This is a genomic window from Modicisalibacter radicis (genome assembly GCF_900961225.1).
Classification (GTDB): domain Bacteria; phylum Pseudomonadota; class Gammaproteobacteria; order Pseudomonadales; family Halomonadaceae; genus Modicisalibacter.
In genome coordinates this window covers 66,351-78,357 of record NZ_CAAHFN010000065.1, presented here as the reverse complement: position 1 = coordinate 78,357, position 12,007 = coordinate 66,351, and the positions used below count along the sequence as shown (strand labels likewise).

Below are 12,007 nucleotides of genomic sequence, written 5' to 3'. Positions count from 1 at the left end.
GGACCGGAAGCGGGCCTGTCCCGGCCAACCAAGGAATCCTTATGAGCGAGCGTAGCGGCCATGAACTCAGTGAATGGTTTCATGCTCATGGCATCACCGAAGTGGAATGCCTGGTCAGCGACCTGACCGGCATTCTCAAGGGCAAGATCATGCCCGCCGGCAAGTACCTCAACGGCGGCCGGCCGCGGCTGCCCGATTCGATCTTCATCCAGACGGTCACCGGCGGTTATCCCGACGACGAGGATATCCGCTTCTGGAACCCCGCCGAGCGCGACATGCAGCTGGTCCCCGATCCCGGCGCGGTCTATCTGGTGCCCTGGGCCGACGATCCCACCGCGCAGATCATCCACGACTGCTTCTACCTGACCGGCGAACCGGTCGAGCTGTCGCCGCGCAGCGTGCTCAAGCGGGTGCTCGATCTCTACGCGGCGCGTGGCTGGCGTCCGGTGGTGGCGCCCGAGGTGGAGTTCTACCTGGTCAAGACCAACACCGATTCCGATTACCCGCTGGAGCCGCCGATCGGTCGCAGCGGGCGTCAGGAAAGCAGCCGGCAGTCGTTCTCGATCGATGCGGTCAACGAGTTCGACCCGTTGTTCGAGGAGATGTACGACTACTGCGAAGCGATGGACCTGGATCTGGATACCCTGATCCACGAGGAGGGCGCCGGGCAGATGGAGGTCAACTTCCAGCATGGCGACCCGCTCAAGCTCGCCGACCAGGTGGTGATCTTCAAGCGCACGCTACGCGAGGTGGCGCTGCGTCACGGCATGTACGCCACCTTCATGGCCAAGCCGATGGCCCATGAGCCGGGCAGCTCGATGCACGTGCACCAGAGCCTGCTCGACATCAAGTCCGGCAACAACCTGTTCGCCGGCGATGACGACGAGCCCAGTCGTCTGTTCCACCATTTCATCGGCGGGCTGCAGACCTACCTGCCGGCGGCGATGCCGTTCTTCGCGCCCAACGTCAATTCCTACCGCCGGCTGGTACGCAGCGAGACCAGCGGCTCGGCGCCGGTCAATACCGAATGGGGCTTCGACAACCGCACCGTGGGCCTGCGCGTACCGGTCGGCGAGGCCGTGGCGACCCGCGTCGAGAACCGCCTGGGCGGCGCCGACTGCAACCCGTACCTGGCGATCGCCGCGTCGCTGGCCTGTGGCTACCTGGGCATGCTCAGCCAGCTCGATCCGCGTCCGCCGATGGTCGGTTCGGCGTGGTCATCGGGCAGCAAGCTGCCCGATGACATCGGTCCGGCACTGGCCGCGCTGCGCGAGTGCAAGCCGCTGGCCGACCTGCTCGGCGAGCGCTTCGTCAACAGCTACCTGGCGGTCAAGCGCGCCGAGCACGCCGCTTACTTCGGCGTGATCAGCTCCTGGGAACGCGAGCATCTGCTGCTCAGGGTGTGACGTGCCCATCTCTCTGCCACAGAAGGAATCAATGTCATGTCCCTATCCCGTCTGGCCCGCCTGAGCCTGGGTGTCTGTCTGAGCGCCACCGCGCTGCCGAGCATGGCCGCCGCGGAGAAGCTGTTTCTCTTCAACTGGACCGAATACGCCGATCCCGAGGTGATCTCCGCATTCGAGGAGGAGTATGGCGTGGAAGTCGTGCAGAACTACTTCACCTCCAATGCCGAGATGTTTTCCAAGCTGGCGGCGGGCGGCGATGCGCAATACGACGTGGTGGTGCCTACCGACTATTTCGTGCCCCGGCTGATCAACGCCGGGCTCGTCCAGCCTCTGGACGAGTCGCTGGGGCGTGATCATCTGATGGCGGCGTTCCGGCAGCCGGCCTACGATCCCGATGAGCGCTACAGCATGCCGTATCTGTGGGGGACGACGGGAATCGTCTACGACACCGACGTGTTTCCCGACCTGCCGCACTCCTGGGCGGCGCTGTTCGACCCCGAAGTGAACCCGGATCGTCCCTTCGCGCTGCTGGGCGGCGATCCGCAAGTCGCGTTCGGCATGGCCTGCGCCTACCAGGGGAACGGCTTCGACTGCGTCGGCCAGCAGCCATGGGTCGAAGCGGCCAGGCTAGTCAGCCAGACGCTGCAGCGGGACAATTTCTCGGGCTTCGTGGACAGCACCGCCGCCATCGAGCAGGTCGCGCGTGGTGTAACCAGCGTTGCCGTCACCTACAGCGGCGATCTCGACTACCGCAAGGCCGATTCGCCGGAAACGTACGGGCACCTGGAATTCTTCATCCCCGAGGAGGGCTCGCAACTGGCGGTCGATACGCTGGTGATTCCGGCCCGTGCACCGCACCCGGCGCTGGCCAACGAGTTCATCCGCTTCATGCAGCGACCGGAAAACGCCGCGAAATCGGCCAACTATGCCTACTACCGCACGCCCAGCCAGGCCGCGCTCGACCAGGTGAACGCGGATCTGCGCGAGGTATCGCGGCTGGAGCCGGAACAGATGGAAAATCTGGTCACCACGCCGCTGATCGAAGGCGACCAGTTGCAGCTGTTGCAACAGTTGTGGAACGAGGCTCGCAGTCGCTGAAACGCCACTGAATCAACCTTGCTTGCTTAGCTGGAGATCGTCATGCAAACGCCCGATACGTCCCATGTGGCGTCCTACTATGCCGCATCGGCCAATCCCGCGCCCGAGCGCCCCGCACTGCAGGGCGAGGTGCGCTGCGATGTCTGCGTGGTGGGAGCCGGCTTCACCGGGATCTCCGCCGCCCTGCACCTGGCCGAGCAGGGCCAGAAGGTCGTCGTGCTCGAGGGGGCGCGGGTCGGCTACGGTGCCTCGGGGCGCAACGGCGGGCAGATCGTCAACAGCTACAGTCGCGACATGGACGTCATCGAGGCGCGCTACGGCGAGCAGACGGCACGCGCACTGGGCGACATGGCCTTCGAGGGCAACCGGATCATCCGCGAGCGCATCGCCCGCTACGACATCGCCTGCGATCTCAAGGAGGGCAACCTGTTCGCGGCGTGCAACGCCAAGCAGATGAAGGCGCTGATCGAGCACAAGGCCTTGTGGGAGCGCTATGGCCATGACCGGCTCGAGCTGCTCGAGGGCAAGGCCTACCGGCAGGACATCGGCAGCGAGCGCTATGTCGGCGCGCTGCTCGACCATTCCGGCGGCCACCTGCATCCGCTCAATCTGGTGCTGGGCCAGGCCGCGGTGCTGGAATCGCTGGGCGGCACGATCCACGAACAGACCCCGGTGAGCCGCATCGAGCACGGCGAGCCGGTGCGCTTGCATACTCCCCAAGGGGTGGTCGTCGCCGAACGGGTGGTGCTGGCCGGCAACGCCTACATGAAGGGCCTGCTGCCGCAGATGGAAGGCAAGTCGATGCCCGCCAGCACACAGGTCGTCACCACCGCGCCGCTCGACGCCGCCCAGGCCGAGGAGATCCTGCCCACCGACCGCGCGGTGGAGGATTGCAACTACCTGCTCGACTATTACCGTCTGTCCGCCGATCGGCGGCTGATCTACGGCGGGGGAGTCAGCTACGGCGGTCAGGATCCGGCGAGCATCGAGGGCGCGATCCGCCCCAAGCTGGAAACCACCTTTCCCCAGCTCAGGGGCGTGAAAGTCGATTACGCCTGGAGCGGGACATTTCTGCTGACGCTCAACCGCCTGCCGCAGTTCGGCCGGATCAATAGCAACGTCTATTATGCCCAGGGCTATTCCGGGCACGGCGTGACCTGTTCGCACCTCGCCGGGCGCCTGATCGCCGAGGTCATGGCCGGCCAGAGCGAACGCTTCGATGCCTTCGCCGGCGTACCGCAATTGCCGTTCCCCGGTGGCCGCGCGCTGAGCGTGCCGCTGACCACGTTGGGCGCCTGGTACTATCGCATGCGCGACGCGCTGGGCATCTAGCACGTCATGGCTGCCCTCGGGGCGGCTGATCTCAACCGTTACTGCAGCAGGGTGTGTCGTGGAAACAGGGGTCTTCTCGCTGGTACTTGCCGCCGCGGCGATGCACGCCGGCTGGAATGCCCTGGTCAAGGTCGGTCTCGACCGGCTTTCCTCGATCACGCTGATCGCGCTGTGCGCCGGCCTGCTTTCGCTGGCGGCCCTGCCGTTCGTGTCACCGCCGGGGCCTCCGGCGTGGCCCTGGATGGCGCTTTCGGTCGTGCTGCACATCGGCTACAACCTGTTCCTGGTTCAGGCCTATCGCGGCGGCGACCTGGGCCAGGTTTATCCGATCGCCCGCGGCACGGCACCGCTGCTGGTGACGCTGGTCAGTCTGGCGGCGCTGAACGAAGGGCTCGACCCGCGTGAACTGCTCGGCATCGCGCTGTTGATAGCGGGAATCTGGCTGATGGCGCTGTGGGGCGGACGTGTCGGACACGCCCGCCTGGCGCGACGCGCGCTGGGCAATGCACTGACGACCTCGCTGTTCATTGCCGGCTACACGCTGGCCGATGGTGTCGGTGCGCGCGCCAACCACGATCCATTGGGCTACACGTCGTGGCTGTTCGCTATCAACGGTCTGGCCATGCTGGTCGTGTTTCTCGGTTGGCGGGGCGTGTCGTCGCTGCCGACGCTAGTGGCGCATTGGCGCGGTGGCCTGACCGGCGGTGCGATGTCGCTGGGCGCCTATGGCATCACCATCTGGGCGATGAGCGTGGCGCCGATTGCGCTGGTGGCGGCGCTGCGCGAGAGCAGCGTGCTGTTCGCGCTGGCGATTTCCGCGCTGTTGCTGGGGGAACCGCTGAGCCGAGGCCGGCTGTTGTCGGGATTGTTGATCGTATCGGGCATCATCGTCATCCGCCTCGGTTGAGTCGGCAACCGGGTCAGACGTGGCGCAGGTACCAGTCGTACTCCAGGTTGCTGACGGTACGCATCGTCTCGGCGCGTTCGGCGAGCCGGTTGGCATGGAAGACATGGTGAAAGTCGCGGCCCAGCGTCTCGGCCAGCACGGCGTTCTCGGCGAACAGGTCGAGTGCGCGCTGCCAGCTGTTGGTCAGCGTCGGCTCGAGCTGTTCGTAGGCGTTGCCCTCGATCGGCGGCGGGGGCGTCAGCTCGCTTTTCAGGCCGTGCAGGACCGAGGCGAGCAGCGTTGCCAGCAGCAGGTAGGGGTTGGCGTCGGCGCCGGCGACCCGGTGCTCGATGCGCCGTGCGGCGTTGGGGCCGGAGGGGATGCGCACCGCCACCGAGCGGTTGTCGTAGCCCCACGAGGGTGCCATGGGCACGTACAGGCCGGCCTGGAAGCGGCGATAGGAGTTCAGGTTGGGCGCGAAGATCGCCATCGACGCCGGCATCAGCGCGAGCATCCCGGCAATCCCCTGGCGGAGTGCCGGGGTGCCCAGGGGATCCTCGTCGGCATCGGCGAAAACGTTGTTGCCGGCCTCGTCGAGCAGGCTGATGTGCACGTGGGCACCGCTGCCGGCCTCGTCGCCGTAGGGCTTGGCCATGAACGTGGCCTCGAAGCCGTGATTGAGCGCCACGCCCTTGATCAAGCGCTTGAGCAGCACCGCGCTGTCGCCGGCGCGCAGGGCGTCGTTGCAATGGATCAGATTGATCTCGAACTGGCCGGGGGCGCACTCCTTGAGCGCGGTGTCCAGGGGCAGACCCTGCTCGGCGGCGGCCTGCTGGATCTCCTCCAGGAAGTCGGCGTATTCGTCGAGTTCGTTGATCGAGTAGAGTTGGCTCTGGGTGGCGCGCTCGCCGGTACCCGGCGAGCGCGGCGGTTGGGCCAGGCCCAGCTCGTCGCGGCGCCGATCGACCAGGTAGAATTCCAGCTCGAGCGCCACCACCGGCGTCAGTCCACGCGTCCGAAAACCGTCGAGAACGCGTCTCAGCACCTGACGGGGGTCGGCGAAGAACGGGTTGCCATCGAGCTCTTCCATGGTCATCAGCAGTTGCGCCTGGCGGCCTTCGCGCAGCCAGGGGGTCGGATGCAGCGAGCCGGGTATCGGCCAGCAGACCCGGTCGCTGTCGCCGCTGGACAGCCCCAGCCCTGTTTCCTCGATGGTGTTGCCGTTGATGTCCAGGGCGAACAGCGAGGCGGGCAGGTTGATGCCGTTGCGATATGCCTTGATCAGGTTGTCGCGGGGAATCCGCTTGCCGCGCATCACACCATTGAGGTCGCTGATCAGCAAGTCGAAGCTCTCGGTGTCCGGGTGGCGTTCGAGAAAGCTCCGGGCTTCGGCCTGGGCGGATGCGGGCGTCATGATGATACCTTTGTGCCGATGGTGGTGGTGGCTGTGAGCCAATCTTTTCGTCGTCGACGAGTGTTGTCAAATTTTTTACGAGACGGTCGGTTTTCGCGGGTACATGAATGCCGGGGGTGAAAACCTCTGGTGGGCTTTTTGCAAGGTACAGTCTCGCCTTCGGGCGAGTGAAGACACCGGGTTGGCAAGTGCCCCGCGGGGCGTTATGTTGAGAATAACACAACAAGATGTTGCCCGGGCCAAGGAGCCCGCTGTATCCCGGCCATGCCCGGCGTCCACGGGGGCGCCGCCCGCGGGATGCGCGCCGCCGCACGCCAACCGTCTTTCCTGACTGGAGAAGCAGCCTATGAACGCCTCCCTGAATCATGCCGACTGGCAGAAGCTCGCCGGCGAGCTGAGCTTTGAAACCCGCGCGTTGATCGGCGACGGCTTCGTCGAGGCCGCCAGTGGCGAGACCTTCGAGACGATCAATCCGGCCACCGGCAAGACGCTGGCCCGGGTCGCCAGCTGCGACGCCGCCGATGTCGAGGCCGCGGTGGGCCACGCTCGCGACGCCTTCAATCGCGGCGACTGGTCGCGCCTGGCGCCGGGGGCACGCAAGCAGGCCATGCTGCGCCTGGCCGCGCTGATGGAACAGCACGTCAACGAACTGGCATTGCTCGACACCCTGGACATGGGCAAGCCGGTCACCAGTTCGCTGGATGACATGGCCGGGGCGATCGGTTGCATCCGCTACAACGCCGAGACCATCGACAAGCTGTATGGCGAGGTCGCGCCCACCGGCGAGGAGAGCCTGGGGCTGGTGCTGCGCGAACCGCTCGGCGTGGTCGCCTCGATCGTGCCGTGGAACTTTCCGCTGATGATGACCGCCTGGAAGATCGGCCCGGCACTGGCCGCCGGCAACAGCGTGATCCTCAAGCCCTCCGAGAAGTCGCCGCTCTCCGCGCTGCGCCTGGCGCAACTGGCCCGGGAAGCGGGGCTGCCCGCCGGCGTGTTCCAGGTCGTGCCCGGCTTCGGCCATACCGCCGGCAAGGCGCTGGCGCTGTCGATGGACGTCGACTGCCTGTCGTTCACCGGTTCCACCGGGGTCGGCAAGCAGTTGATGCAGTACGCCGGCCAGTCCAATCTCAAGCGCGTCTATCTCGAGTGCGGCGGCAAGAGCCCCAACCTGGTGTTCGCCGACTGCAAGGATCTCGACGCCGTGGCCCGCCATGCCGCCGAGGCGATCTTCTACAACCAGGGCGAGGTGTGCATCGCCGGCTCGCGCCTGCTGGTCGAGAATTCGATTCGCGAGGCCTTCGTCGAGCGCGTGCTGGCGCATGCCGAGACCATGCAACCCGGCGATCCGCTCGACCCGGCCAGCTTTATGGGGGCGATCGTCGACGAGGTGCAGCACGCGCGCATCCTCGACTACATCCGTCGGGGCGTCGAGGAGGGCGCGCATCTGCGCACCGGTGGCCAGGCGGTGAGCCCGGTCGCCGGCGGGCTGTTCGTCGCGCCGACGGTCTTCGATAACGTCACCCCGCAGATGGCCATCGGCCGCGAGGAGGTGTTCGGCCCGGTGCTCGCGGTGTTCGGCTTCGACAGCGAGGAAGAAGCCGTGGCGCTGGCCAACGACAGCGAGTACGGTCTCGCCGCCGGGCTGTGGAGCCAGGACATCGATCGCATCATGCGGGTCTCGCGGCGGTTGCACTCCGGCCAGGTGTTCGTCAACAACTGGGCCGGCGGCGACATGACGGTGCCGTTCGGCGGGGTCAAGCAGTCCGGCAACGGCCGCGACAAGTCGCACCACAGCCTTGCCGAGTATTCGGAACTCAAGACGGTATGGATGTCGCTGGCGACCTGATGCCCGCGGTTGCGGCAGCCCCTAGAATGCGCGCGCCGGCGTGCAGCAACTGACCAGCCGGCAGGGCGTGCTGCCGGGGTTGCGGAAGCGGTGGGGCAGCCGGGTATTGAAGTAGTAGGCCTCGCCGGGGCCGAGTACCCGGATGTCGATGCCGATGGTGATCTCGATCTCGCCCTCGAGCACCACGCCGGCTTCCTCGCCGCGATGGGTGATCATTTCGCGGCCGGTATCGGCGCCGGCCGAATAGGTCTCGATCATGAACGACAGGGCGCGGGTCTGGTGATTGGCGCCGACTAGCTTGTAGATCACCTCGCCGCTGCCGATGTCGGTGAGTTCGTCGGCCGAGTAGAAGACCTGGTCGCGGCTTTCCAGGTCGAGGGTGAAGAAATCGCCGACGCTGATCGGGATGGCGTCGAGGATCTTCTTCAACGAACTGACCGAGGGGCTGACCTTGCCCTGCTCGATCAGCGACAGGCTCGAGTGGGTAACGCCGCAGCGCTTGGCCAGCTCGCGCTGGGAGATGCCGCGCAGGGTGCGCAGCGAGCGTAGGCGTGGACCGACATCGTCTGACATCGCGGGGTTCCTCGTGCGCCTCGTGCGAACGCGCCGACGGGCTTGCCCGCCGGCGCGGGTGTCGTCATGCGTCGTCGAGCTTTTCCTTGAGCAGGGCGTTGACCTGCTGCGGGTTGGCGGTGCCCCGCGAGGCCTTCATCACCTGACCGACGAAGTAGCCGATCATCTTGCCGCGCTTGTCGGGCTCGGCGTCGCGATACTGGGCGACCTGCACCGGGCTGTCGCTGATCACCTGATCGATCATCGCCTCGATGGCGCCGCTGTCGGTCACCTGCCTGAGCCCTCGGGCGTCGATGATCGCGTCGGCGCTGTCGCCTTCGCCCTCCCACAAGGCGGCAAACACCTGCTTGGCCGCCTTGCCGTTGATGGTCTCGTCCTTGACCCGGGCGACCAGGCCGCCGAGCTGGGAAGCCGAGACCGGGCTGTCGGCGATATCCAGGCCCTGCTTGTTGAGTTGTCCGGCGAGCTCGCCCTGGACCCAGTTGGCGGCCAGCTTGGCGTCGCCGCTGACATCCTTGACGACTTCGAAGTACTCGGCCATGGCGCGGCTCGAGGCAAGCACGCCGGCATCGTAGGCCGACAGGCCCAGTTCATCCTGAAAGCGCGCGCGCTTCTCGGCAGGCAGCTCCGGCAGGTTGGCGCGCAGGTGATCGACATAGGCCTGGTCGAGCACCACCGGCAACAGGTCGGGGCAGGGGAAGTAACGGTAGTCGTTGGCCTGCTCCTTGGTACGCATGCTGCGCGTCTCGTCGGCCTCGGGGTCGTACAGGCGGGTCTCCTGCACTACCGTGCCGCCGTCCTCGATCAGTTCGATCTGACGCTCGATCTCGAAGGCGATCGCCTTCTCGACGAAACGGAACGAGTTGACGTTCTTGATCTCGGCGCGGGTACCCAGCGTCTCCTGGCCCCTGGGGCGGACCGAGACGTTGACGTCGCAACGCATCGAGCCCTCGGCCATGTTGCCGTCGGAGATCCCCAGGTAGGTGACGATGGCGTGGATCGCCTTGAGGTAGGCCGCTGCCTCCCTGGCCGAGCGCATGTCCGGCTCGGAGACGATCTCGAGCAGCGGCGTGCCGGCGCGGTTCAGGTCGATGCCGGTCATGCCCTGGTAGTCCTCGTGCAGCGACTTGCCGGCATCCTCCTCAAGGTGGGCGTGATGCACGCGGATGCGCTTGGTGCCGCCGTCGTCGAGGGTGATCTCGACCTCGCCCGGGCCGACGATCGGCTGATACATCTGGCTGGTCTGGTAGCCCTTGGGCAGGTCGGGATAGAAGTAATTCTTGCGGTCGAAGACCGAGGTTTCGGGAATCTCGGCATTGATGCCCAGCCCGAACCTGACCGCCATCGCCACGGCGCCCTCGTTGAGCACCGGCAATACGCCCGGCAGGCCCAGGTCGACGGCGCAGGCCTGGGTGTTGGGCTCGGCGCCGAAGGCGGTCGAGGCGCCGGAGAAGATCTTCGACTGGGTGGCGAGCTGGACGTGGACTTCCAGGCCGATCACGGTTTCCCACTGCATCATGCGTTCTCCTGACCGAAAGCGGGCTGGCGGCGGTGCCAGTCGGTCGCCTGCTGGAAGCGATGGGCGACATTGAGCAGGCGCTGCTCGGCGAAATGCGGGCCGAGAACCTGGAGGCCTACGGGGCGCTGGTCGACGAAGCCGGCCGGCACGCTGATGCCCGGAATGCCGGCCAGGTTGACGGCGATGGTGTAGATGTCCTGCAGGTACATCGACACCGGATCCTTGTTGGCGCCCAGATCGAAGGCCGGGGTCGGCGAGGCCGGGCCCATCAGGACGTCGACATCCTCGAAGGCGTCGAGGAAGTCCTGGCGAATCAGCCGGCGGACCTGCTGTGCCTTCTTGTAGTAGGCGTCGAAGAACCCCTCCGAGAGCGTATGGGTGCCGATCAGGATGCGCCGCTTGACCTCGTCGCCGAAGCCTTCGGCCCGCGAGCGCTGGTAGAGGTCGATCAGGTCCCGGGGATTGTCGCAGCGATGGCCGAAGCGTACCCCGTCGTAGCGCGACAGGTTCGACGACGCCTCGGCGGGGGCGATCACGTAGTACGCCGGGATCGCCAGCGAGGTGTGCGGCAGGCTGACCTCGCGCACCGTGGCGCCGAGCGATTCGTAGACGCGGATCGCCTCGCGCACCGCCATTTCCACCGCCGGATCGAGGCCGTCGCCGAAGTATTCGCGGGGCAGGCCGATCTTGAGCCCCGACAGCGATTCGCCGAGTTCGGCGGTGTAGTCGGGCACGCCGCGCGCCACGCTGGTCGAGTCGCGCAGGTCGTGGCCGGCGATCGCGCCGAGCAGCAGCGCGCAGTCGGCGGCCGAGCGCGCCAGCGGGCCGCCCTGGTCGAGGCTCGAGGCGTAGGCGACCATGCCGTAGCGCGACACGCGGCCGTAGGTGGGCTTCAGGCCGGTGATGCCGCAGAACGCCGCCGGCTGGCGGATCGAGCCGCCGGTGTCGGTGCCCAGCGCGGCCGGCACCAGTCCGGCGGCGACCGCCGCGGCGCTGCCCCCGGAACTGCCGCCGGGCACGGCGGTCAGGTCCCACGGGTTCTTGACCGGGCCGTAGTAGCTGTTCTCGTTGGACGAGCCCATCGCGAACTCGTCCATGTTGGTCTTGCCCAGGCTGACGCTGCCGGCGGCGGCGAGTTTCTCGACCACCGTGGCGTCGTAGGGCGCCTCGAAGTTGTCGAGCATCCGCGAGCCGCAACTGGTGCGTACGCCGCGGGTGCAGAAGATGTCCTTCAAGGCCAGCGGCAGGCCGGTCAGCGGGCCTGCCTCGCCACGCGCGCGGGCGGCGTCGGCGGCGTCGGCGGCGGCGATGGCCCGCTCGCCGGTGACGGTGATGAAGCTGTTGAGTTCGCCGTCGAGGCGTTCGATGCGCGCGAGCAGCGTCTCGGTCAGCTCGCGGCTGGAGAACTCACCGGCGGCCAGCGCCGTGGCCAGCTCGGTCAAGGTCTTGTCATGCATGTGGAGTGGGGCTCCCTGAAAGGCTTGTCTTACCCGGTCGCCGGGGCTCTCTTGCGCGGTCGCCGACGACGGATAGGCTCATTCGACGACCCGGGGGACCAGGTACAGGCCGTTTTCCACGGCCGGCGCGCAGCGCTGGAAGCGCTCGCGCTGATCGCTTTCGGTCACCTCGTCGGCGCGCAGGCGCTGGGTGGCGTCGAGCGGGTGGGCCAGCGGCGTCACGCCGGTGGTATCGACGGACTGCAACCGGTCGACCATCTCCAGGATCCGGCTCAGGTCATCCACGTAGCCTGCGGCTTCGTCGTCGTTCAGGCCCAGGCGAGCGAGAAAGGCGGCTCGCCGTACGTCTTGGGGTTCAAGCGCCATAACGTCTGCTGTCCTCGGTTCTGGCTTCAGGCAAGGCGGGTCGCGCGGTGCAAAGGTCCGCAGTCGACGGCTCGGAAAATAGCTTGATACGGTAGCATAACTCGGCCTGG

At 66.8% G+C, this 12,007-nt stretch carries 10 protein-coding genes; 5 read left to right on the top strand and 5 right to left on the bottom strand.

The features are described from left to right. Positions 1-41 precede the first annotated feature (41 nt). From HR9077_RS10940 to HR9077_RS10925, 4 genes are read left to right on the top strand one after another with little or no spacing between them, the layout of a single operon-like run. Positions 42-1,406 carry a glutamine synthetase family protein gene (locus HR9077_RS10940; protein ID WP_136067034.1) on the top strand — a complete coding sequence of 455 codons (1,365 nt, stop codon included), beginning with the start codon at positions 42-44 and terminating at the stop codon, positions 1,404-1,406. Between the two features lie 36 nt (positions 1,407-1,442). Beyond that, on the top strand, positions 1,443-2,504 hold the full coding sequence (locus HR9077_RS10935) for a polyamine ABC transporter substrate-binding protein (RefSeq protein WP_136067033.1): 1,062 nt from the start codon (positions 1,443-1,445) through the stop codon (positions 2,502-2,504). A 42-nt stretch (positions 2,505-2,546) separates the two neighbouring features. After that, positions 2,547-3,836: an NAD(P)/FAD-dependent oxidoreductase gene (locus HR9077_RS10930; RefSeq protein WP_136067032.1), complete on the top strand. Its 1,290-nt coding sequence runs from the start codon at positions 2,547-2,549 to the stop codon at positions 3,834-3,836. Between the two features lie 58 nt (positions 3,837-3,894). Then, entirely contained in the window at positions 3,895-4,743 is an 849-nt protein-coding gene (locus tag HR9077_RS10925; protein WP_136067031.1) for an EamA family transporter, read from the top strand. Between the two features lie 13 nt (positions 4,744-4,756). On the opposite strand, the gene HR9077_RS10920 is transcribed toward HR9077_RS10925, so the two are convergent. Then, entirely contained in the window at positions 4,757-6,136 is a 1,380-nt protein-coding gene (locus HR9077_RS10920; protein WP_136067030.1) for a glutamine synthetase family protein, read from the bottom strand. Positions 6,137-6,482: 346 nt separating this feature from the next. Here HR9077_RS10920 and HR9077_RS10915 point away from each other — a divergent pair, with 346 nt between their 5' ends. Further along, complete coding sequence (locus HR9077_RS10915) at positions 6,483-7,982, top strand: aldehyde dehydrogenase (protein ID WP_136067029.1); 1,500 nt, start codon at positions 6,483-6,485, stop codon at positions 7,980-7,982. 21 nt (positions 7,983-8,003) lie between these two features. Here HR9077_RS10915 and HR9077_RS10910 read toward each other — a convergent pair whose 3' ends face one another. The 4 genes from HR9077_RS10910 to gatC form a co-directional block, all read right to left on the bottom strand. Then, on the bottom strand, positions 8,004-8,555 hold the full coding sequence (locus HR9077_RS10910; protein ID WP_136067028.1) for a cupin domain-containing protein: 552 nt from the start codon (positions 8,553-8,555) through the stop codon (positions 8,004-8,006). Positions 8,556-8,619: 64 nt separating this feature from the next. Next, entirely contained in the window at positions 8,620-10,071 is a 1,452-nt protein-coding gene (gatB, locus tag HR9077_RS10905) for an Asp-tRNA(Asn)/Glu-tRNA(Gln) amidotransferase subunit GatB (RefSeq protein WP_136067294.1), read from the bottom strand. Beyond that, on the bottom strand, positions 10,071-11,531 hold the full coding sequence (gatA, locus tag HR9077_RS10900) for an Asp-tRNA(Asn)/Glu-tRNA(Gln) amidotransferase subunit GatA (protein ID WP_136067027.1): 1,461 nt from the start codon (positions 11,529-11,531) through the stop codon (positions 10,071-10,073). Before gatA ends, gatB begins: the two co-directional genes overlap by 1 nt. Before the next feature lie 78 nt (positions 11,532-11,609). After that, positions 11,610-11,897, bottom strand: coding sequence for an Asp-tRNA(Asn)/Glu-tRNA(Gln) amidotransferase subunit GatC (gene gatC, locus HR9077_RS10895; RefSeq protein WP_136067026.1), 288 nt, complete (start codon positions 11,895-11,897; stop codon positions 11,610-11,612). Between the last annotated feature and the right edge of the window lie 110 nt (positions 11,898-12,007).

Coding starts and splice junctions, on each gene's coding strand:
- HR9077_RS10940 (WP_136067034.1), top strand. CDS start 42: ATGAGCGAGCGTAGCGGCCATGAACTCAGTGAATGGTTTCATGCTCAT.
- HR9077_RS10935 (WP_136067033.1), top strand. CDS start 1,443: ATGTCCCTATCCCGTCTGGCCCGCCTGAGCCTGGGTGTCTGTCTGAGC.
- HR9077_RS10930 (WP_136067032.1), top strand. CDS start 2,547: ATGCAAACGCCCGATACGTCCCATGTGGCGTCCTACTATGCCGCATCG.
- HR9077_RS10920 (WP_136067030.1), bottom strand. CDS start 6,136: ATGACGCCCGCATCCGCCCAGGCCGAAGCCCGGAGCTTTCTCGAACGC.
- HR9077_RS10915 (WP_136067029.1), top strand. CDS start 6,483: ATGAACGCCTCCCTGAATCATGCCGACTGGCAGAAGCTCGCCGGCGAG.
- HR9077_RS10910 (WP_136067028.1), bottom strand. CDS start 8,555: ATGTCAGACGATGTCGGTCCACGCCTACGCTCGCTGCGCACCCTGCGC.
- gatB (WP_136067294.1), bottom strand. CDS start 10,071: ATGCAGTGGGAAACCGTGATCGGCCTGGAAGTCCACGTCCAGCTCGCC.
- gatA (WP_136067027.1), bottom strand. CDS start 11,531: ATGCATGACAAGACCTTGACCGAGCTGGCCACGGCGCTGGCCGCCGGT.
- gatC (WP_136067026.1), bottom strand. CDS start 11,897: ATGGCGCTTGAACCCCAAGACGTACGGCGAGCCGCCTTTCTCGCTCGC.